Raw genomic sequence first — 19,341 nt, 5'->3', positions numbered from 1 at the left:
GAGGTGCAGGAGGCGAGCCTCCTGCATTCTTACTTAAAACTATGCTTCCTTGCCGCGCGCCAGATTGCGCAGCACGTAGGGCATCACGCCGCCGTTCTTGAAATACTCCAGCTCCGTCGGCGTATCGATGCGGCAGCGGACCGGGAAGCGGGCGACCTTGCCGTCCGAAGCGCGGAATAGCTCGACGATCAGTTCCTGACGCGGCGAGACGTTTTCCAGACCGCGAATGGTGACGATTTCCTCACCGGTCAGGCCCAGCTTCTGCCAGCCGTCGATCTTGAACTGGAGCGGCAGGACGCCCATGCCGACCAGGTTCGACCGGTGGATGCGCTCGAACGATTCGGCGATGACGGCGCGCACGCCTTGCAGCTTGGTGCCCTTGGCCGCCCAGTCGCGCGACGAGCCCGTGCCGTACTCCTTGCCCGCGAAGATGACCATGTTGCGGCCTTCGGCCTTATAGCGCATGGCCGCGTCGTAGATCGGCATGACGTCGCCCGACGGGAAGTGCTTGGTGACGCCGCCTTCGATTTCGGGGGTCATCTTGTTGCGGATACGGATATTGGCGAAGGTGCCGCGCATCATGACTTCGTGGTGGCCGCGGCGCGCGCCGTAGGAGTTGAACTCCGACACCGGGACGTCGTGATCGGTCAGCCACTTGCCGGCGGGGGAGGTCTTCTTGATCGAACCGGCGGGCGAAATGTGGTCGGTGGTGATCGAGTCGCCGAAGATGCCCAGAACGCGGGCTTCGACGATGTCGGTCACCTTGTCCGGGGTCATCGACATGCCTTCGAAATAGGGCGGGTTGGCGACGTAGGTCGAGGTGGCGTCCCACTGATAGGTCTGACCGCCCGAGACGGCGATGGCCTGCCAGTGTTCGTCGCCCTTGAAGACGTCGGCGTAGCGGGTCTTGAACTTGTCGTTGGTGACGTTGGCGCGCTGGATCTCGGCGATTTCGGCGTTCGAGGGCCAGATATCCTTGAGATAGACCGGGTTGCCGTCCGAACCGACACCGAGGGCATCCGTGCTCAGATTGACATTGAGGGAGCCCGCGATGGCGTAGGCGACGACCAGCGGCGGCGAGGCGAGGTAGTTGGCGCGGACGTCCGGATTGACGCGGCCTTCGAAGTTGCGGTTGCCGGACAGGACCGAGGCGGCGACGAGGTCGGCTTCGTTGATGGCGGCGGAAATCGCGTCGGGCAGCGGGCCGGAGTTACCGATGCAGGTCGTGCAGCCGTAGCCGGTCAGGTTGAAGCCCAGCGCGTTGAGGTCTTCGCTGAGACCCGCCGCGTCGAGGTAATCGGTGACGACCTGAGAGCCGGGGGCGAGCGAGGTCTTGACCCACGGCTTCGAGGTCAGGCCCAAGGCGCGGGCCTTGCGCGCCACCAGACCGGCGGCGATCAGCACCGAGGGGTTGGAGGTATTGGTGCAGGAGGTGATGGCGGCGATGACCACGTCGCCGTGGCGGACGCTGAAATCGGTCCCGGCGACGGCGGCGGAGCGGGTTTCGTCGCCCGACTTGTTGAACTCACCGCTGAGGGCCCTGGCGAATTCGGTGGCGGCGTCGGAGAGCAGCACGCGATCCTGCGGGCGCTTCGGACCGGCCAGCGACGGCAGGACCGAACCGAGGTCCAGCTCCAGCGTGTCGGTGAAGACCGGATCGACCTCGGCATCGTGCCACAGGCCCTGTGCCTTGGCATAGGCTTCGACGAGGGCGACGCGTTCCGGCTCGCGGTTCGACGCCGTCAGGTAGTCGATGGTGGCTTGCGACACCGGGAAGAAGCCGCAGGTGGCGCCGTATTCCGGGGCCATGTTGGCGATGGTCGCCTGATCTTCGAGCGTCATGGTCAGCAGGCCGTCGCCGAAATATTCGACGAATTTACCGACCACGCCCTTCTTGCGCAGCATCTGGGTGATGGTCAGGACGAGGTCGGTGGCGGTCGCGCCCTCCGGCATCTTGCCGACCAGCTTGAAGCCGATGACTTCGGGGATCAGCATGGGGATCGGCTGCCCCAGCATGGCGGCTTCGGCTTCGATGCCGCCGACGCCCCAGCCGAGCACGCTCAGACCGTTGATCATGGTGGTGTGCGAGTCGGTGCCGACGACGGTGTCCGGATAGGCGACTTCGCCGCCCGACGAGACGTTGGTCCATACGGTCTGGGCCAGATATTCGAGATTGACCTGGTGGCAGATACCGGTGCCCGGCGGCACGACGCGGAAATTGTTGAAGGCGGACGAACCCCAGCGCAGGAAGTTGTAGCGTTCCATATTGCGCTCATATTCGCGGTCGACGTTCTTCTTCGCGGCGTCGGCGGTGCCGAAATAGTCGATCATGACCGAGTGGTCGATGACCAGATCGACGGGGTTGAGCGGGTTGATCTTGGCCGGATCGGCCCCCAGCTTGACCATGGCGTCGCGCATGGCGGCGAGGTCGACGACGGCGGGGACGCCGGTGAAGTCCTGCATCAGGACGCGCGCCGGGCGGAAGGAGATTTCGTGTTCGACCGAGCCCTTGTTGTCGATCCAGTTGGCCAGGGCCTGAATGTCGGCCTTGGTCACCGAGACGCCGTCTTCGTTGCGCAGCAGGTTTTCGAGAAGCACCTTCAGCGAGGCGGGCAGGCGGGAAATATTGGGCAGGCCATTGGCTTCGGCGGCCTTGAGGTTGTAATAGGTGTAGGTCTTATCGCCAACGCTGAGCTCGGCCTTCGATACGAAACTGTCAACGGACATATGCGGTTCCTTCGGTACGACCGTATGGCCCACGATGAGCCTGAAGGTGCCGGCGCGCGCCCGTGAACGGACACACAGGGTTCGCAAAAGGTCGCGCAGAGCCGGGCGATGGTGCGGTCGCACATCTTACTAAACTTGTTCAATGAACACGTCTATGTAAGGTAAGGGACTATTTGAAAGTTTATTTGATGCCGTTTGCCATAAGGGTCGAGGGTTTGAGCCTGAAAAAAGGCTATAAACTGTTGATTTCCGAATTGAATTTTGAGGTTGGGCCGGGGGAGTGCGTGGCCCTGACCGGGGCCAATGGCGTGGGCAAGACGACACTTTTGCGGGCTCTGGCGGGGTTTGCACCGCCGCATAGCGGAAGTATTCGCATCGGCGATGACAACAGTGACGATAGTATTGTTGCGAGTAATTCTCATTATCTTGGTCATGCGGAGTCCTTGAGCCCGTCGCGGCGCGTCGATCAGGAGTTGTCGTTTCAATGCGCGTACCTCGGCGGGACCGCGCAGACGCTGGCCGAGGCTGTTGGGAAGTTGCGTTTGAACGGGCTGCTCGATCTTGAGACGCGGATGCTGTCGGCGGGGCAGAAGCGGCGACTGTCGCTGGCGCGCTTGCTGATGGTCAGGCGGCCCGTGTGGTTGCTGGATGAACCGATGTCGCCGCTCGATGCCGAACACCGGGCGTCGCTGGCGGGGATGATGCAGACGCATCTGTCTGAGGGCGGGCTGATTGTCTGTGCCGTGCATGATCCGCTGCCGTTTGAGACGCGGGAACTACGGTTGGTACGCGCCGAGATAGGGGAGGCGGTGTATGGGTAGGCCTGCTCTAAAAGCCCCCTCTCCCCCGTGGGGAGAGGGCTGGGGTGAGGGGGCCTTCACCGTCAGGAGAATGATATACAAAATGTCATGCCGGGATAAGCTTGGGTTGCCCCCTCACCCGGCGCTACGCGCCACCCTCTCCCCATTGGGGCGAGGGGAAAGCGGCGTCAGATGATCCCTGCCGCCCTTGCTCTCCTCAAACGCGACCTGTCCCTGGCTTTTGCGCGTGGCGGCGGGCCGGTGCTGGCTGCCGGGTTCTACATTACCCTGATGGCCATGGTGCCCCTGAGCCTCGGACCCGACGCGCAGACCCTGTCGCGCATCGCGCCGGGGCTGACGTGGCTGTGTCTGGCGCTGGCCTCGTTGCTGTCGCTGGAGCGCCTGTTCGAGCGCGATTACGAAGACGGCGTGTTCGACCTTTTGCGCACCGGGCCGCTGGCGCTCGAAGCCGTGGCGCTGCTCAAATGTCTGGCCCAGTGGCTGGGCACCGGGCTGATCCTATCGCTGATGACGCCGGTGGTGATGATCATTCTCGGCGCGCCGGCCGATGCGGCGGGCCTGAGCCTGATCGCCGCTCTGATCGGGTCCCTGAGCTTTTCGCTGATCGGCGGGGTAGGGGCCAGCCTCACGCTCGGGTCGCGCAAGGGCGGGGTGCTAATCGCGCTGCTGGTCCTGCCGTTTTACGTGCCGCCGGTGATTTTCGGCGCGGGCCTGATGGACGCCTATGTCACCGGCGCGCCGATCGCTCAGGCACTGGGGCTGCTGGGGGCTTACGGTTTGTTCGCGCTGGCCCTGTCGCCGATTGCGATGGGCGCGGCGTTGAGGAGCGCGTTGAACTGAAACTATTTATACTCCCCCGGCGTGCCGGGGGAGGTGGCATTTGCGAAGCAAATGACGGAGGGGGGCGCGCGTAGATACCGCGTATAAATCGACTGGCCGATGAGTGCGATTCTCTGACTGCGAAGGCCCCCACCACCGCGTCGATAAATCGGCGCGGTCCCCTCCCCACGTGGTGGGGAGGTATAAGGTAAGCTCCCTGCGGCAGGATGGCCCTTGCCGCCTATCCCCGAAACGCCTATGAAAAACCCATGATCATTAGCTGGCTGGCCAATCCCGAGCGCTTCTCCAAGGTGTTCGCGCCCGTGCGTCCGTATCTGGCGGCGGCGACCGCGATCCTGTTCGTCTGGGGCCTGTACCTCTGCTTCGCCTCGCCTGAGGATTACCAGCAGGGCGACACGGTGCGCATCATGTATATCCACGTCCCGGCGGCGTGGATGGGCCTGTTCACCTACCTCGTCATGGGCGTGTCGAGCTTCTTCGGTTTGATCTTCCGCCACGCTTTGGCCGATGCCGCCGCCAAGGCCGCCGCACCCATCGGGGCCGTGTTCACCGCTTTGGCGCTTGTTACCGGCTCGCTGTGGGGCAAGCCGATGTGGGGCACCTGGTGGGAGTGGGACGGGCGGATGACCTCGGTGCTGGTCCTGTTCCTGTTCTATATCGGCTATATGGCCCTGCACGCCTCGATCGAGGACGAGATGCGGGCGGCAAAATCGACCGCCATTCTGGCGCTGATCGGGCTGGTCAATCTGCCGATCATCAAGTTTTCCGTCGACTGGTGGAACACCCTTCATCAGGGCGCGTCGGTGTTTCGCGCCGATGGGCCGACGGTGGCGCCGGCCATGCTATGGCCACTGCTGATCATGGCGCTGGCCTATCATCTGCTGTTCATCTGGCTGTGGCTGGTGCGCATCGACAGCGAAATCCTGAGCCGCAAATATAACGGTCTGCGCGCGCGGATCAGCTTCCGCGAAGGAGGGGCGTAATGGATCTGGATATGGGCAAATACGCCTTTTACGTCTGGGGCTGTTACGGTGTTTCGGCGGTGGCGCTGATCGGCCTGACCGTGCTCAGCGTCGTCGCTCACCGCGACCGGGCAGCGAAACTGAAAGCTTTGCAAGAGACTCTGGCCGCTGAAAAAGCGCAAAAGGTGGACGCGTGAAACGGCTGATTCTGGCCGTGCCGCTGGTCGTGCTGGTGGGCGTATTGAGTGTCCTCGGCTGGTACAATTTCCACAAAAAGGCCGAATACGCCCCGGCGGAACTGGTGGGCAAGCCCGTGCCCGAACGCGCCCTGACCGACCTGCACGACGGTTCGGCGGTGACGCTGAAAGCCTTGGTCGCGGGCTACAATAAGCCTGTTCTGGTCAATGTCTTCGCTTCGTGGTGCACGCCGTGTCAGGCCGAGCATCCCTATCTGATGGACCTCAAAGCCAAGGGCGTAGTGATCATCGGTATCGACCACAAGGACACGCCGATCAACGGCCTGAGCTTCGTCAATACGCACGGCGACCCTTATGCGAAAATCCTGTCCGACGAAGACGGCGCGATGGGGCTGGACCTCGGGATTTCAGGCGTGCCGGAAACCTTTATCGTCGGACCTGACGGCGTGGTGATCGACAAGATCACTGGCCCGATCCTGCCGGAAACGGTCGATAAGGTGTATGACGCCGTCAAGGCTGGGACGCGGCTGGAATAGCTTTCAGCACCGTCGCCATCGGCAGGAACAGCGAGTCGGGGCGGCTGATAAACCGGCGGAAACCGTAATGCTCATAAAAAGCCACGGCCTTGTCGTCCTTGGCATCGACAATCAGGGCGAAGATCGCCGGTTCGCTGCGCGCCGCCCGCAAAGCCGCGTCGATGATCAGCGCCCCGCCGAGCCCCTGCCCCTGAAAACGCCGGTTGATCGCCAACCGCCCGATCAGGGCGGCAGGCAACAAACCGTACCGCGGCAAACGCTTGATCTCTTCCGGCGGCAGCTCGGTCAGGGGCAGGCTGGTCGCCGCGAGCGTATAAAATCCGGCCATCGCGCCGTCGACATCGCGCGCCACGAAAACATTGCTGATCCGGCGTTTGACGTCCTGCGTGGCCTGCGTACGGATATAGCGGTCGAGCGGTTCCGAACCGCACACGAAGCCTTGCCGATCATGAGCAGCGCTCAGGGCTTCGATGCGAAAACTCACCGGATGATCAGCCGCGCATGGGCTTTGGCCGCGCGTTCTAGCGCCGGAGACGGCGCGGGCGGGTCGATGATCGCCTCGGCAAAGGCGCGCTGATCCTCGACGGACAGTCGAATGAATTGAGCCTCTTCGATGGCCCGGCTGGCGGCGGCCTGAGCGGCAGCGACCACGAAATCGCTGACGCTGCGGCCTTGCAGTTCCGCCGCACGCCGGACCAGCGCCAGAGCGTCGGGCGCTATGCGGGTTTCGAGACGGGAAGATCGGGCCTGTTCCATGCGCTTAATGTACGGTATTTTGCCGTACTTATCAAGAAGATTGCGTCGCGCGGAACGGGTCCATGGGATAGACGCCCAGAATCTCGACCTCTTCGGCGAAAAACGCCAGTTCCTCAAAGGCCAGTTTCAGCAGGTGGTCGGAGGGGCGGCCCTCGACCTCGGCATAGAAAAAGGTCGAGGCGAAGATACCGTCGCGGATATAGCTTTCCAGCCGGATCATATTGATGCCGTTGGTCGCAAAGCCGCCCAGCGCCTTGTACAGGGCCGCAGGGATATTGCGCACGCCGAAGACGAAACTGGTCAAAATCTTCTCAGCGGACGGCTCGACCACCTGATCCTGCGCGGTCAGGACAAGGAATCGCGTCGTATTGTTGTGCGCGTCTTCCAGATTGCGTTGCAGGATTTTCAACCCGTACAGTTCGGCGGCGATTTCCGGCGCGATGGCGGCGCGGTTCAGTTCACGTGTTTCGCTCAAGGCGCGCGCCGAACCGGCGGTGTCGTGGAACATTTCCGGCTTGATGTTGAGCGCCAGCAGCGAGTTGCGACACTGAAGCAGGGCCATGGTGTGCGAAAAGGCGACCGTGATGTTGGCAAGCTCGGTTTCCGGCACGCCCATCAGCATCATCTCGATCGGCAGAAAGCGCTCGCCGACGATCTTGAGGCCCGAATGCGGCAGGAGTTGATGCACGTCGGCGACGCGACCGGCCAGGGCGTTTTCCGCCGGAATCATACCCAGTTCGCACTCGCCCGCATTGACCGCCGCGAACGCCGCCTCGAACGTCGGAAACGGCGTCGGTACGTTGTCGGGGAACCAGCGCTTGCAGGCCTGATGGCTGAAAGCGCCGGGTTCGCCCTGATAGGCGATTTTCTTGGAAGCGGTCGAGGTCATGAAAGGAGGCCGTCGTAAAGAGATGTGCGCCGTCTGTGCCTCTATTTCCGGCAAGTTTCAAGCGCCTAGCTGAATGAGGGTGAAAACCGCTTCACAGCTTTCGCAAAGCGCGATAAAGCGGGATGTCCGTGCGGTCATGCCGCCGGGTGTGACGATTTGACACGGGTGCCGCTTTGACGCCTCATTTTGCGGTCGAGCGGGTACTGCCATCTTGCGTAATGGCGTTTCGCGTGTCAGAGAGCCAGAGGAAACAAAATAACGGTCCGCCAACCGGCATTGACGAGGCTTCGTCGATCCGGTCAAATCGGCGGCCACAACCGAGAATTAGAGTCAGGACGTCGAAGCGGCATGAGCGGTAATCTTCAGTTCAACAAGATTCTGGGCGCAGGTCTGGCGACCGCGCTGGTCATCATGGGTGTGCGCATCGGCGTCGACGCGCTGTACCACACCGAAGCCCCGGCCAAGCCCGGCTATGCCATCGAAGTCGCCGAAGCGCCCGAAGCCGGTGGCGCGGCGGCGGTCGAACTCGATCCCGACTGGGGTACGGTCCTGCCGACGGCGGATATCGCCGCGGGGGAAAAGATTTTCGCCAAATGTACCTCTTGCCACAACGACCACGAAGGCGGCCCGAACATGACCGGTCCCGGCCTGTGGGGTGTCGTCGGTCGCGGTACCGCCAGCCATGCGGGCTTCGGCTATTCGGACGGCATGAAGGCACACGCCGCCGAAGCCCCGACCTGGACCTACGATCAGCTTTATCACTTCCTCGGCAACCCGGCCAAATGGGTCAAGGGGACCAAGATGGGCTTCGCTGGCATCAAGAAGCCGGAAGAGCGCATCAACCTGATCGCCTATCTGCACACCAAGGGCTCCAGCCTCGGCATTCCAGCGCCGGACCCCTCGCGCCAGCCCGGCGCAGCCCCTGCGGGCGATGCGGCACCGGCCGGTGCCCCGGCGGCCAATGGCGAAGTGAAATCGCCGCCCGCCGATCCGGCGACCACGCCGGTCGCCTCGACCGAGCCGGTCAAGGCCACGCACTAAGACACGAAAAAGCCCCGGTGTTCGCACCGGGGCTTTTTTTCTTACATCCTTCCCCGTAAACGGAGACAGATGTAAATCAGGATTACAACCGGCGAAACGCGGTCGGCAGTCCCACACCCGCCGCGTCGATGCGGTCCACGGCTTCGCGTAACGGCTCGACGACCGTCTTCATATGGAAGCCGTTGGCGTGGATGATGTGGTCTTCGTCGCACATGATCGCCACGTGGCCCTTCCAGAAGACCAGATCGCCGCGATAGAGCCCTTTCAGGTCCGCGCCGATGTCGAGCGCATGTCCCAGGGCCGCCTGCATGTCGGAATCGCGCGGACAGGCCTGACCCACCGCGTAGAGCGATTGCTGCACCAGACCTGAACAGTCGAGGCCGTCGCTTTCGCGGCCGCCCCATTGATAGGGCGCATTGAGATAGGCTTCGGCGACGCTGACATAATCGCCGTGAAAACCGCCGAAATCGCCGAGGTGGGCCGTATAGATCCAGCCCAGATTGTTGATGCGCGTATATTTGCCGTCGGTTTCCCCGGCGCTGACCAGCGCGTTGAGGCTGAGGGCGCAGACGATGCGCGACTTGAGGTTCGGCTCTGAAAAGACGTAGCTGCGCAGCGTCGAGACGAAGTGCGTCGGCACGAACCATTCGCGCGACAGCTCGTCTTCGCGCACATAGCCGCAGTAACCGTCGCGCAGGGATTGCCCCCAAACGTAATCGCGCGAACGCTCGATGACGCGGAAACGCTCACCGAACAGGAGCTGGTCCCATTGTTCGGCGCTGTCGTTCGGCGCGGCGCGGATAGCGGTCGAGGGCTTAGTGCAGCCCATGGTTTCGCCGACGACGAAGTTCTGCGCCCGCATCAGTCCTTCGAGGAGCTGATCGGCCTTGCCGTCCTTGAACGGCGTCATGCGCGGATCGAAGTCGTCGTGAGCCATATGTCTCGCTTTCGGATACCATCACCGGTGTCTGCGCCGCTTTAATCTTCGTAAAAAAGCGTTAACGCAGAAGCACTTATGGGCTCAGGATAGACCAAAGATGCGAACGTCGGGTTAATGAAGGAAACATCCTTTGTGCAATGGAACACTGCCGTCTTGATAGGGCGCCGATAATGGCAGATGCTGTAACTACAGGGGGAGAACATGAAAAAAGTAGCGCTTATAGCATTACCGGCACTGGCCGTGGCATTCGCGATTTTCACGGTCTTCAATTATCAGGCATGGCAGGCGCAGCATTATGCGGGTGATACGCTATTTCTTGGTGCGGACAGTCTGACCGGTACCGCCATCCATATTCTGAGTCCGGAAGACACCGAACGCTTGACCGATATGACGCCGGTCGCGACGGCCTTTATGAAGCTGTCGCCGGGACTTGTCATTTACGGCATGGATAACAAGGCCGCACCGGCAAATATCCACATTGAAATGTCCGGCTTCTTTCTGGGGCGACGACTCTTGCCGGAGGGTGGGGTCAAGGCGTATTTTCAGGGGGGTTACCTTACCGTACGGGGCCGGTTCATGGATGAAACCCTGCCTTTGTGCCAGGTTGAAGACGTCGGTAACCCGAAATCCAGTGCAGACCTCGTGCCACCTTTTGTGCTGGTCCTGCCGCAGGACGCCTCATGTGGGGGAAAATCCGACGCTTGGGCCAGCGCGTTCCGGAACAAGCTGCGCAAGGAAGATCAGCTTATCCTGACCCTTTATTCGGGTGATCATATGCCAGTCGTTACCGCAACGGTCGGGAATATTCAGGCCAAAATCAAACGGCGCGCCGTAGAAAACCCGTACGCGCCGTTCAGGCTCTATCTGAAATTCAAAGGCCTTTGATCATGTGGAAGCACGCCCGCAGGGTCTGAGCCTCGGCCCCCACCGGGAAACCCGGGCGCCCGCGCGGGTTCCACGCATAGACGTCGAAATGCACCCACGCGCCGCTTTCCGGCGCGAATTTTTGCAGGAACAGGGCCGCCGTCACCGATCCGGCCTGAGCCCAGGCCTGCGGATCGTTGCGCAGATCGGCGATGTCGGATTCCAGCGCATCGCGATACCCGGCCCACAGCGGCATCCGCCACAGCGGGTCGTGTTCGGCGATCGAGGCGACCTCCAGACGGCGAGCGATCTCTTCGTCGTCGGTGTAGAACGGGATGACTTCCGGCCCCAGCGCCACGCGCGCCGCGCCCGTAAGCGTGGCGAAATCGAGCGTCAGGTCCGGCGACAGTTCACTGGCTCGCGTAAGGGCGTCGGCGAGGATCAGACGGCCCTCGGCATCGGTATTGCCGATGTCGATGCTCTTGCCCGCGCGCGAGGCGATGACGTCGCCGGGACGGAAGGCGTCGCCGGAAATGGCGTTTTCCACCGCGCTGATCAGGACGTGCAGGCGGACGCGCAGGTTCGATTCCATGATCCACTGCGCCAAAGCCAGCGCGTGGGCTGCGCCGCCCATGTCCTTTTTCATAAGGGCCATGCCGGCACCGCCCTTGATGTTCAGGCCGCCGGTGTCGAAGGCCACGCCCTTGCCGACCAATGCGATGACCGGCTTGGGTTCGGCGGAGATATCCTCGACATTATTTTGTCGCCCTTCTGAGTCCGAAAACCGCTGCGCACTTTTCGGGAAGGGCTCATGCGGCGTCCAGTCGATCTCGATAAAGCGCGGGGTGCGCGCGGCGACGGCACCGCGACCGACCGCATGGACCGCCGGGAAGTTCTCGCTCAGCAGGTCGTCGCCGGTAATGACGGTCAGCTTGGCTCCGAAACGATCCGCCACGTTACGCGCGGCGGCTTCGATCTCCGCCGGGCCCATGTCATTGGCCGGGGTATTGACCAGGTCGCGGACGAGGTCGTGCGCCGCCACTTCGCGGGCGATCTCGGCGCGGGTCTCTTCGCTGAGGTCGGCGCTTTCCAGCGTCACCTCGACGCGCAGGTTCTTGCCGGCCTTGTAGCGGTCGAAGACGTAGGAACCCAGTTGAAACGCGACGTGGATCGCCTTGCGGTCCAACGCGGCATCGGCCTTCAATTGCCACTCGCCATAAGGCAGTTGCGACGGCAGGGCGCGGAAAATCAACGGGTTATAGGTCTTGCGCGCCCCCAGCCCGAACCACACCCACAGGCCGCCGGTCTCGTTCGAGCCTAAACCGCTCGGCAGGACGATGATCGAGCCTGCCTTGCCCGCAAAGCCGCGCGCTTTCAGAAACCCCGCATGGGCCGGTTTCAGCGCGGCGATAACGCCGTCCGCTTCGTCCTCGAAGACGCCGAAGACGATGTTTTCGCTGCGTTTGGCGGTTGAAGGGGGCAGGGGCTTGGACATGGGATCACTCGAAATTCAGACAGTCGGGCCAAGATAGGACTCAAGGTTTAACCATATCTTTAGGCCTGTGAACCAAAGCTTAAAACCTGTCTTTTGGTTTTTCGAGGTCAGAACGCCTCCGGTTTGTTCACAAGGCTCCCGCCATGACCCGTTTTTTCCTGATCGCCGCCGCCCTTCTGACTGTCGCCGGTCCTGCCGCTGCGTGGGGCAAGAAGGCCCCCGAAACCGAAAAAACCGAGGTCAAGGCGACCGAAAAGCCCGTCGCCAAGGTGGTACAAAAGGCTACCGCTCAGGAGCGTGCCGCCGCCCTGCGTCTGGAACCGCTGGCCCGCGCCGCTTTTTTCAACCGAGAATTCGACCGTGATCCGACCGATGTCGAGGCCGGTCTGGCCCTGTCGGAATCGCTGCGCACGCTTGGGCAATACAAGGAAGCCGGCGAAGCCGCCCAGCGCGTGTTGATGTTCGCGCCCAATCATTACGAAGCCCTGCTGGCGGCCGGGAAATCCTTCATCGGTCAGAACAACGCCTTCTACGCCATCGAACCGCTGAAACACGCGACCGAGGTCAATGCCAGGGACTGGCGCGCCTTCTCGCTGCTCGGCGTCGCCTACGACCAGACCAAGCGCGGCGACGATGCACAACAGATGTGGGACAAGGCGCTCGCCCTTTCGCCGGAAAACCCCGCGGTCCTGACCAACAAGGCGATGTCGCTGGCGGCCAATGGCGACCTTGACGGAGCGGAAACCCTGCTGCGCCGGGCCTCGACGCGTCCGGGTGCCGATATCCGGGTGCGTCAGAATCTGGCGCTGGTTTTGGGGATGCAGGGCAAACTGCCGGAAGCCGAAAAGCTGCTGCGTCAGGACCTGCCGCCGGAGCTGGTCGATCAGAATCTGGCCTGGTTTCAGGCGCAGTTGAAGACGCCGGTGACGCAGACGGGCGACCGCTCGTGGAACTCGCTCAAGGGCGGGTAAAACAAAATCATACCTCCCCACCACGTGGGGAGCCGGGCGGCCGGTGCCGGGGACCGCACGACGCTCGCATAGCGAGCTAGATGCGGTGGTGGGGGCCTTCGCCGTCGCATCATTGCGCTCGTCGGGCCAGCCGATTTGTGTGCGACATTTACGCGAGCCCCCCTCCGTCTGGCCTTCGGCCATCCACCTCCCCCAGTAAACTGGGGGAGTATGAAAGTGTTTAGAGCTCGCAACCGGGGACCAATTACGAATCCGACTCAACACATTCCGCGCCGTGTGTTAACGATCGTTAATCGCTGATTCACGCCCTGCGCGTGAACGGCTGCGACAAAATACCCTCAAAATGTGATCGCTATATGTGGGGCATTAGGCTTCCCTAAACCACAAAATGTGGTGATATAGGCGTCGATCCCGTCCAGCGTAACCGATTCGGAAGTTCCCATGAGCCTGATCCTGCCCACTCAAAAAGCCGGTCTTCTGACCCCCAGCCACGCCTATAAGCCGTTCCGCTATCCGTGGGCCTTCGACTTCTGGCAGAAGCAGCAGCAGGTTCACTGGCTACCCGAAGAAGTGCCGCTGGGCGAGGACTGCAAGGACTGGGCGTCCAAGCTCAACGACAACGAACGCAACCTGCTGACCCAGATTTTCCGCTTCTTCACGCAGTCGGATATCGAGGTCCAGGACAACTACATGGAAAAATACGGTCGCGTGTTCAAGCCGACCGAGATCAAGATGATGCTGGCGGCCTTCGGCAATATGGAGACCGTCCATATCGCCGCCTATGCGCTCCTGCTCGAAACCATCGGCATGCCGGAGTCGGAATTCGGCGCGTTCATGGAATATCAGGCCATGCGCGACAAGCACGACTTCATGCAGAAGTTCGGCGTCGACACCGATGCCGATATCGCGCGTACGCTGGCCATGTTCGGCGGCTTCACCGAAGGCCTGCAACTGTTCGCCTCGTTCGCCATGCTGATGAACTTCCCGCGCTTCAACAAGATGAAGGGCATGGGCCAGATCGTCTCGTGGTCGGTGCGCGACGAGAGCCTGCACTGCGAAGGCATCATCAAGCTCTACCACGCCTTCAACAAGGAAACCGGCGCGGTGACCAAGGCTGTCGCCGACGACATCGTCGACTGCTGCAAGACGGTAGTGTCGCTGGAAGACAAGTTCATCGACCTGTCGTTCGAAATGGGCCCGGTCGAAGGCATGACGCCGGACGATATCAAGCAATATATCCGCTACATCGCCGACTGGCGCCTGCGTCAGCTGGGCCTGCCCGAAGTCTATGGCGTGCAGGAAAACCCGCTGCCCTGGTTGCAGGTCCTGCTGTCGGGCGTCGAACACGCCAACTTCTTCGAAGCCCGTGCCACGGAATATTCCAAGGCCGCGACCAAGGGCCAGTGGACCGGCGGCGACGGCGTCTGGGGCGCGTTCGATACCCTGCTCAAGAAGCGCGCCGAAGCCACCAAGGCCGGGGTTTAGGTAAGTTGAAGACTCTGGGGCCTTAGGCCCCAGACCCCATTACAAAGCGCTCCGTCGGTTAATGTCGGAGCGCTTTTTTTATTCCCCGCTCACGAACCGAATGCGCTATAGACGCCGATCCTATTCGTTTTGAAAGCCCGATATGAAAAACCCCGACTTCAACCGTTCGGCGCCCAAGCCCGTCGCGATCGCCCGCAAGAACCCGACTCAGGTGGCGAAGAACCGCGAACTGGCGCTGGAAGCCCTCAAGGGCAAGGTGGCGCTGAACCTGACCTACGAAGGTACGGCCATCGTCGCCGAGGTACATACCATCGGCCAGACCAAGACCTTCCGTCCGGCCATGCTGGCCTTTGTGAATGACGCTTTCCGCGTCCTCTATTTCGACGAAGCGTTCGATGTGGCCCTGAGCGACACGGTATCGTCGGCCCCGCGCGAGGGTTTCAAGGCGCACGCCCGCGATTTCCGCAAATTCGACGCGGTGGCTTAAGTCATGGGGTCTGGGGCCTGTGGCCCCAGAGTCTTTTTAGAACAGCTTATCGGGCCGTGACTGCGGTTGGCAGTAGCCCTGCTCGTATTCGCCAGGCCCTTCCTTGCGGATCGGCAGGCTGATCATATCCTTGCCGTCGGTCTTGCGCGCCAGAAACGCGCCGGTGTGGCGGTCGAGCGTCACGCGTAGCTGCGCGCCGCGTTTGGTGCGCGAATTATAGAGATCGTAGAAGTTCGGGCTGATTTTCACCGCGCAGGTGATGGTTTCGCACACTGTATCTTTTAGCAGGCTGTCGTGGCGCGGATCGGCCATCAGCACTTTGAAACGGGCGTTCTCGTCCGGCGACACCTCCGACAGACTGACCTCCAGATAGAAGATACCCTTGGAAATCAGGCCTTTCGGCCCGACGACCTGAGTCTCGCATTTGAGGTCGTGCGTTTTGGCGCTCAGCACTGAGATCGGCGGTTCGGGCGGCGGCGGCGGAGCCTGTTCGACGGCCGGTGCGGCGGGCTTATAGGCCGGGGGCAGGTTATTGACCACCACGGCGACCGGCGGATCGTCGTGGGTCACGACGTGCGGTTTTTCCGGTGTCTTGTCGGCGGTCTTGACGGGTGCCTTTTCCGGGGCCTTGAGCTGATGATACGGGATCGGGGCGTCAGGCAATTTGGCGGGCGGCTTGGCAGCAGGCTTGGGCGCGACGGCTTTCGGTTTGGGCTTGGGTTTCGGCTTGGCAGCCGGCTTGATCACCTCTTCGATGACCACGTCGCCGTCTTCCAGCTCCGCATGAGCCGAGGTGGCCGCGACGGCCAGTAAAAGCGCCAGAGTGAAACCGCGTATATTCATCTACGACTCTTCGCCAAAACGATCGGAAACCAGCGCCACCAAAGCCGCCACGGCCTCGGCGGCCTGATTGCCTTCGGATTCGATGTCGATGTGTGTGCCTTTGGAGGCCGCCAGCATCAGCAGGCCCATGATCGATTGGGCATCGACGCGCGATTCGTCCTTGACGACATAGGTCTGGGCGTCGAACAGGGCGGCGGTCTTGACGAATTTCGCCGAGGCCCGCGCGTGCAGGCCCTTGTCATTGACGATTTCGACGCGCGCCGCCGTCGAGGAAGAGGAAGTGGTGTCGGTCATGGGGTTTCTACACTGCTGACGAAGACTTTTAGCGTCTTCTGATTAGCAGCGTCTTAACGCTTGTTTACCATGCGCGACAATGAGGAATTTTTATCTCCCTCCTCCCTATCGAGCCTTTGGCGAAGATGGGGAGGTGGCAGGACGCAAAGCGGACTGACGGAGAGGTATCTTGCGGAGGTTCAACGGAAACCGGCGAGGGGAGGAAAGCAAGAACCCCCACCACCACATCTAGCTTGCTTCGCAAGCGTCGTGCGGTCCCATCGCTTGCGAAAGCTATACTTTCGCTGGCGCTATACCCCAACGAGTTGGGGAGGTATAAAAAGCGTTTAGCTGTCGCCCGACAGGACGTAGGAGGCCACGGTCACATATTTGCGCCCGGCTTCCTGAGCGTGCTGCACGCAATCGGCCAGCTTCTCGATCTTGCGCAGCGTCGCCAGCTTGATCAGCATGGGCAGGTTCAGCCCGGCAATGACCTCGGCCTTGGTCTGTTCCATCACGGAGATGGCCAGATTCGACGGCGTGCCGCCGAACATGTCGGTAAGCAGAATCACCCCGTCGCCGGTGTCGTTGGCAAAGGTCGCTTTCAGGATATCCTGACGGCGCTGGGCCACATCGTCGTCCGGCCCGATGCAGATCGCGGTCACGGAGTCCTGAGGACCCACCACGTGTTCCATGGCGGAAACGAACTCCTCCGCCAGTCCCCCGTGGGTCACGATTACCAGTCCGATCATATAAGCGTCATCCTTACACATGACTCCGGAACGGTGGACCGCCCGGGACACAAGACTACCATTATAGACTAACTGCGGTGCACCGCAAAAAGGGATTTACGGTTTAGGCCCAATTTTGCCCGATTCCAAGCCCGTGAACGGTCTTAAGCCAAAAGTCTTAAGCGAGTGAGCAGTTTGGCCACAGTCGAGGCTTCCCGTGGGTTAAGCCGCAGCGTCGGCAGATCGTACCCCAGAACGGGGGTCAGTTCGTCGGCAGGCATACGTTCCGGGGGTGAATTTTGGCATTGCACACAAAGACTTATGCGGGTGAGAGGTCGGCGCGGGCGGGTGGTGATGCCGATGCCGCGGACCTCGATCCTGCCCGCGATGGTGTCCGGCGCGCTGGCGAAAATGTGATCGCCAGACGCCCAGAGAACGGAGTAATCGTCGCTGATCAGGCTGAAACCGGCCTCCAGCGCACGCAGGGCCAGGTCGCTTTTACCGACGCCGGACGGGCCCATGATAAGCACGCCGTGCCATACGCCGTTCAGCGGTACGGACAGCGATGTAGCGTGGAGGATGATGCGGCTCAAGCGTGGCTCCCGATATCATTCCTCCCTGGCTATGCCGGGGAGGGGGACCGCGCCTGAAAGGCGGGGTGGTGGGGTATCTTGCGGAGGTTCAACGGCCTCTGACGCAAGTAGCAAGAACCCCCACCACCGCATCTAGCCGCGCAAGCGCGTCGTCGTGCGGTCCCCCTCCCCAACAAGTTGGGGAGGTATGTTTTGTCAGTGATACACGTTCGGCAGGGCGATCGTAAAGCGGGCGCCGACGATTTTGCCATCCTCGTCCAGACGGTTTTCAGCCCAGATACGGCCACCGTGGGCCTCGACGATCTGGCGCGAGATCGACAGCCCCAGCCCTGAATTGCGCCCGAAGTCCGTGCCCTTGGGCCGCGACGTATAGAACCGCTGGAAAATCGTCTCCAGATTTTCCGCCGGGATGCCCGGGCCGTCGTCCTCGACGGTCAGGCATAGGGGGCGCGCCGCGTCGTCATCGGAATGGCCCAACACCACGCGCACCTCGCCGTCGGGCTGAGAGAACGAGCGGGCATTGTCAATGACGTTGCGGAAGACCTGGCCCAGTGGGCCTTCGCGGCCCTGTACGCGCGATGAGGCAGGGGTGACGGTGCGCGTCAGGCTGACCGTCGCGCCGCTGCCTTCGGGCATGTGCTGATAAAGCGAGACGATGTCGTCGAGCAGGGCGCCGACATCGACGGGTTTGGGCACGTCGCGCGACAATTCGGCATCGAGGCGCGAGGCGTTGGAAATGTCGGTGATCAGGCGGTCGGCGCGACGGACGTCCTGATTGATCACGGCCATCAGACGCGCCTTGGCGCTCTCGTCCTTGACGAGGCTGAGCGTTTCCAGCGCGCTGCGGATCGAGGTCAGGGGATTCTTGATCTCGTGCGAGACGTCGGCGGCGAAGCGGTCGATCTCGTCCATTCGCCGCGACAGGGCGTCGGTCATCGACTCCAGCGAGCGGGCCAGAATACCGATCTCGTCCTTGCGCGCCTCGAGGTCGGGCAGGGACATGGCGCGCGATTTCTGCAAGCGCACGCTGTCGGCGGCAGCGGAAAGCCGGTGGATCGGGCGGCTGACCAGCCAGTAGAGCAGCAGCGACGAGAAGATGCTGGTCCCCAGCGCCACGAGGATGAAGGGCAGCATGGCCCAGCGCTGGGCGGCGACGATGGTGTCGACGTCGCCGGCCTCGATGGTCAGGACGCCGAGGATGGCCTTGACGCGGCGTAGCGGCACGGAGACCGAGACGACCTTCTGGCCCTTTTCGTTGTAACGGACGCTGGCGACATTTTCTCCGGCGAGCGCCTGCTGCACCTCGGCGGCCAGCGCGGTCTCGTAATCCTTTTCACGCGCGCCCTTGTTGCTGGCGGTTTCCGAGGCGTGTTCCTCGGCCAGCGGCGGCAGGGGCCGGACATCGACGGTTTCGGACACGGCGTAGGAATCGACGATGGGGTGACCGGCGGCGTCGAACAGACGGGCGCGTTGTTCGCCGGGGATAAAACGCCCCAGCACCAGCACAGCGTTTTGCGGTTCCAGATAGGGGGCAGGATCACCGGCGGTGGCCACCACGGCGATGATCTCGCCCATGGTTTCGGCCTGCGCCATGAGCGATTCCTTGCGGTTGTCGATCAGGCCTTGTCGGAACTCATTCAGCACCAGTGCGCCGATGACGAGTACCAGCAGCCCCGCCAGATTGAGCAACAGGATCAGCCGCCCGAGGCGCGATTGCCCCCAGCGGAAACGCGGCAGACGGTAGGGAGAAGGCTTGTCGGGACTCATAACATTATACCTCCCTGCGCTTGCGCGGGGAGGGGGACCATTGGCAGAGCCAATGGTGGTGGGGTGTCTTTCTGATTTCCAACGATAGCCATCGGTTGAAAGTGCGCAAGGCCACCCCACCCG

At 62.1% G+C, this 19,341-nt stretch carries 21 protein-coding genes; 10 read left to right on the top strand and 11 right to left on the bottom strand.

The genetic code is table 11. The features are described 5' to 3' along the window. Positions 1 to 39: 39 nt before the first annotated feature. A complete protein-coding gene (acnA, locus tag AEYBE204_RS33565) occupies positions 40 to 2,727 on the bottom strand; it encodes an aconitate hydratase AcnA (protein ID WP_023462986.1) in 2,688 nt (895 codons plus the stop codon). Between the two features lie 173 nt (positions 2,728 to 2,900). Between acnA and ccmA the strand changes: the two genes are divergently transcribed. From ccmA to AEYBE204_RS33540, 5 genes are all read left to right on the top strand, one after another. Further along, positions 2,901 to 3,548 carry a heme ABC exporter ATP-binding protein CcmA gene (gene ccmA, locus AEYBE204_RS33560; protein ID WP_369751902.1) on the top strand — a complete coding sequence of 216 codons (648 nt, stop codon included), beginning with the start codon at positions 2,901 to 2,903 and terminating at the stop codon, positions 3,546 to 3,548. 171 nt (positions 3,549 to 3,719) lie between these two features. Beyond that, entirely contained in the window at positions 3,720 to 4,388 is a 669-nt protein-coding gene (gene ccmB / locus AEYBE204_RS33555; RefSeq protein ID WP_023462984.1) for a heme exporter protein CcmB, read from the top strand. 248 nt (positions 4,389 to 4,636) lie between these two features. After that, positions 4,637 to 5,371, top strand: a complete 735-nt coding sequence (locus AEYBE204_RS33550; protein WP_031231006.1) for a heme ABC transporter permease — start codon at positions 4,637 to 4,639, stop codon at positions 5,369 to 5,371. Next, positions 5,371 to 5,547, top strand: a complete 177-nt coding sequence (gene ccmD / locus AEYBE204_RS33545) for a heme exporter protein CcmD (RefSeq protein WP_023462982.1) — start codon at positions 5,371 to 5,373, stop codon at positions 5,545 to 5,547. The genes AEYBE204_RS33550 and ccmD overlap by 1 nt, the downstream gene beginning before the upstream one ends. After that, entirely contained in the window at positions 5,544 to 6,083 is a 540-nt protein-coding gene (locus tag AEYBE204_RS33540; protein ID WP_023462981.1) for a DsbE family thiol:disulfide interchange protein, read from the top strand. The genes ccmD and AEYBE204_RS33540 overlap by 4 nt, the downstream gene beginning before the upstream one ends. On the opposite strand, the gene AEYBE204_RS33535 is transcribed toward AEYBE204_RS33540, so the two are convergent. Genes AEYBE204_RS33535 through AEYBE204_RS33525 form a run of 3 tightly spaced genes read right to left on the bottom strand, consistent with a single transcriptional unit; the run spans position 6,058 to position 7,728 of the window. Next, the gene (locus AEYBE204_RS33535) at positions 6,058 to 6,567 is read right to left on the bottom strand and encodes a GNAT family N-acetyltransferase (protein ID WP_023462980.1); all 510 of its coding nucleotides are present in this window, start codon (positions 6,565 to 6,567) and stop codon (positions 6,058 to 6,060) included. The genes AEYBE204_RS33540 and AEYBE204_RS33535 overlap by 26 nt on opposite strands. Further along, entirely contained in the window at positions 6,564 to 6,839 is a 276-nt protein-coding gene (locus AEYBE204_RS33530) for a DUF1778 domain-containing protein (protein WP_023462979.1), read from the bottom strand. The genes AEYBE204_RS33535 and AEYBE204_RS33530 overlap by 4 nt, the downstream gene beginning before the upstream one ends. A gap of 31 nt (positions 6,840 to 6,870) precedes the next feature. Next, entirely contained in the window at positions 6,871 to 7,728 is an 858-nt protein-coding gene (locus AEYBE204_RS33525) for a prephenate dehydratase (RefSeq protein WP_023462978.1), read from the bottom strand. Positions 7,729 to 8,076: 348 nt separating this feature from the next. Between AEYBE204_RS33525 and AEYBE204_RS33520 the strand changes: the two genes are divergently transcribed. After that, positions 8,077 to 8,769, top strand: coding sequence for a cytochrome c family protein (locus tag AEYBE204_RS33520; protein ID WP_023462977.1), 693 nt, complete (start codon positions 8,077 to 8,079; stop codon positions 8,767 to 8,769). Positions 8,770 to 8,851: 82 nt separating this feature from the next. Here the strand turns inward: AEYBE204_RS33520 and AEYBE204_RS33515 are convergent, their stop codons facing one another. After that, positions 8,852 to 9,706 (bottom strand): NlpC/P60 family protein, encoded by an 855-nt coding sequence (locus tag AEYBE204_RS33515; protein ID WP_023462976.1) that lies wholly within the window; start codon positions 9,704 to 9,706, stop codon positions 8,852 to 8,854. 204 nt (positions 9,707 to 9,910) lie between these two features. On the opposite strand from AEYBE204_RS33515, the gene AEYBE204_RS33510 reads away from it, so the two are divergent. Beyond that, positions 9,911 to 10,594, top strand: a complete 684-nt coding sequence (locus AEYBE204_RS33510) for a hypothetical protein (protein WP_023462975.1) — start codon at positions 9,911 to 9,913, stop codon at positions 10,592 to 10,594. Here AEYBE204_RS33510 and AEYBE204_RS33505 read toward each other — a convergent pair. Further along, positions 10,581 to 12,068 carry a M17 family metallopeptidase gene (locus AEYBE204_RS33505; protein WP_023462974.1) on the bottom strand — a complete coding sequence of 496 codons (1,488 nt, stop codon included), beginning with the start codon at positions 12,066 to 12,068 and terminating at the stop codon, positions 10,581 to 10,583. The two genes, AEYBE204_RS33510 and AEYBE204_RS33505, sit on opposite strands and share 14 nt — an antisense overlap. Before the next feature lie 143 nt (positions 12,069 to 12,211). Between AEYBE204_RS33505 and AEYBE204_RS33500 the strand changes: the two genes are divergently transcribed. From AEYBE204_RS33500 to AEYBE204_RS33490, 3 genes are all read left to right on the top strand, one after another. Then, on the top strand, positions 12,212 to 13,039 hold the full coding sequence (locus tag AEYBE204_RS33500) for a tetratricopeptide repeat protein (RefSeq protein WP_023462973.1): 828 nt from the start codon (positions 12,212 to 12,214) through the stop codon (positions 13,037 to 13,039). Between the two features lie 441 nt (positions 13,040 to 13,480). Continuing rightward, positions 13,481 to 14,524 carry a ribonucleotide-diphosphate reductase subunit beta gene (locus AEYBE204_RS33495; protein WP_023462972.1) on the top strand — a complete coding sequence of 348 codons (1,044 nt, stop codon included), beginning with the start codon at positions 13,481 to 13,483 and terminating at the stop codon, positions 14,522 to 14,524. Positions 14,525 to 14,666: 142 nt separating this feature from the next. Beyond that, positions 14,667 to 15,011, top strand: a complete 345-nt coding sequence (locus AEYBE204_RS33490; RefSeq protein WP_023462971.1) for a hypothetical protein — start codon at positions 14,667 to 14,669, stop codon at positions 15,009 to 15,011. Between the two features lie 36 nt (positions 15,012 to 15,047). Here AEYBE204_RS33490 and AEYBE204_RS33485 read toward each other — a convergent pair whose 3' ends face one another. From AEYBE204_RS33485 to AEYBE204_RS33465, 5 genes are all read right to left on the bottom strand, one after another. Then, positions 15,048 to 15,854, bottom strand: coding sequence for a hypothetical protein (locus tag AEYBE204_RS33485; RefSeq protein WP_023462970.1), 807 nt, complete (start codon positions 15,852 to 15,854; stop codon positions 15,048 to 15,050). Then, entirely contained in the window at positions 15,855 to 16,148 is a 294-nt protein-coding gene (locus AEYBE204_RS33480; RefSeq protein WP_023462969.1) for an HPr family phosphocarrier protein, read from the bottom strand. Between the two features lie 326 nt (positions 16,149 to 16,474). After that, positions 16,475 to 16,879, bottom strand: a complete 405-nt coding sequence (locus AEYBE204_RS33475; RefSeq protein WP_023462968.1) for a PTS sugar transporter subunit IIA — start codon at positions 16,877 to 16,879, stop codon at positions 16,475 to 16,477. A 143-nt stretch (positions 16,880 to 17,022) separates the two neighbouring features. Beyond that, complete coding sequence (locus AEYBE204_RS33470; protein WP_023462967.1) at positions 17,023 to 17,451, bottom strand: HPr kinase/phosphorylase; 429 nt, start codon at positions 17,449 to 17,451, stop codon at positions 17,023 to 17,025. A 195-nt stretch (positions 17,452 to 17,646) separates the two neighbouring features. Beyond that, complete coding sequence (locus AEYBE204_RS33465; protein ID WP_023462966.1) at positions 17,647 to 19,218, bottom strand: ATP-binding protein; 1,572 nt, start codon at positions 19,216 to 19,218, stop codon at positions 17,647 to 17,649. Positions 19,219 to 19,341 lie beyond the last annotated feature (123 nt).

Origin of the sequence: Asticcacaulis sp. YBE204, from assembly GCF_000495855.1 — a bacterium.
Classification (GTDB): domain Bacteria; phylum Pseudomonadota; class Alphaproteobacteria; order Caulobacterales; family Caulobacteraceae; genus Asticcacaulis.
The sequence above is the reverse complement of the archived record's forward strand: the minus strand, read 5'-3'. Positions and strand labels throughout refer to the sequence as shown.

What these genes read in the sequence shown, in the direction of transcription:
- acnA (WP_023462986.1), bottom strand. Translation starts at nt 2,727, where the DNA reads ATGTCCGTTGACAGTTTCGTATCGAAGGCCGAGCTCAGCGTTGGCGAT.
- ccmB (WP_023462984.1), top strand. Translation starts at nt 3,720, where the DNA reads ATGATCCCTGCCGCCCTTGCTCTCCTCAAACGCGACCTGTCCCTGGCT.
- AEYBE204_RS33550 (WP_031231006.1), top strand. Translation starts at nt 4,637, where the DNA reads ATGATCATTAGCTGGCTGGCCAATCCCGAGCGCTTCTCCAAGGTGTTC.
- ccmD (WP_023462982.1), top strand. Translation starts at nt 5,371, where the DNA reads ATGGATCTGGATATGGGCAAATACGCCTTTTACGTCTGGGGCTGTTAC.
- AEYBE204_RS33530 (WP_023462979.1), bottom strand. Translation starts at nt 6,839, where the DNA reads ATGGAACAGGCCCGATCTTCCCGTCTCGAAACCCGCATAGCGCCCGAC.
- AEYBE204_RS33525 (WP_023462978.1), bottom strand. Translation starts at nt 7,728, where the DNA reads ATGACCTCGACCGCTTCCAAGAAAATCGCCTATCAGGGCGAACCCGGC.
- AEYBE204_RS33520 (WP_023462977.1), top strand. Translation starts at nt 8,077, where the DNA reads ATGAGCGGTAATCTTCAGTTCAACAAGATTCTGGGCGCAGGTCTGGCG.
- AEYBE204_RS33515 (WP_023462976.1), bottom strand. Translation starts at nt 9,706, where the DNA reads ATGGCTCACGACGACTTCGATCCGCGCATGACGCCGTTCAAGGACGGC.
- AEYBE204_RS33510 (WP_023462975.1), top strand. Translation starts at nt 9,911, where the DNA reads ATGAAAAAAGTAGCGCTTATAGCATTACCGGCACTGGCCGTGGCATTC.
- AEYBE204_RS33505 (WP_023462974.1), bottom strand. Translation starts at nt 12,068, where the DNA reads ATGTCCAAGCCCCTGCCCCCTTCAACCGCCAAACGCAGCGAAAACATC.
- AEYBE204_RS33500 (WP_023462973.1), top strand. Translation starts at nt 12,212, where the DNA reads ATGACCCGTTTTTTCCTGATCGCCGCCGCCCTTCTGACTGTCGCCGGT.
- AEYBE204_RS33495 (WP_023462972.1), top strand. Translation starts at nt 13,481, where the DNA reads ATGAGCCTGATCCTGCCCACTCAAAAAGCCGGTCTTCTGACCCCCAGC.
- AEYBE204_RS33490 (WP_023462971.1), top strand. Translation starts at nt 14,667, where the DNA reads ATGAAAAACCCCGACTTCAACCGTTCGGCGCCCAAGCCCGTCGCGATC.
- AEYBE204_RS33485 (WP_023462970.1), bottom strand. Translation starts at nt 15,854, where the DNA reads ATGAATATACGCGGTTTCACTCTGGCGCTTTTACTGGCCGTCGCGGCC.
- AEYBE204_RS33480 (WP_023462969.1), bottom strand. Translation starts at nt 16,148, where the DNA reads ATGACCGACACCACTTCCTCTTCCTCGACGGCGGCGCGCGTCGAAATC.
- AEYBE204_RS33475 (WP_023462968.1), bottom strand. Translation starts at nt 16,879, where the DNA reads ATGATCGGACTGGTAATCGTGACCCACGGGGGACTGGCGGAGGAGTTC.
- AEYBE204_RS33465 (WP_023462966.1), bottom strand. Translation starts at nt 19,218, where the DNA reads ATGAGTCCCGACAAGCCTTCTCCCTACCGTCTGCCGCGTTTCCGCTGG.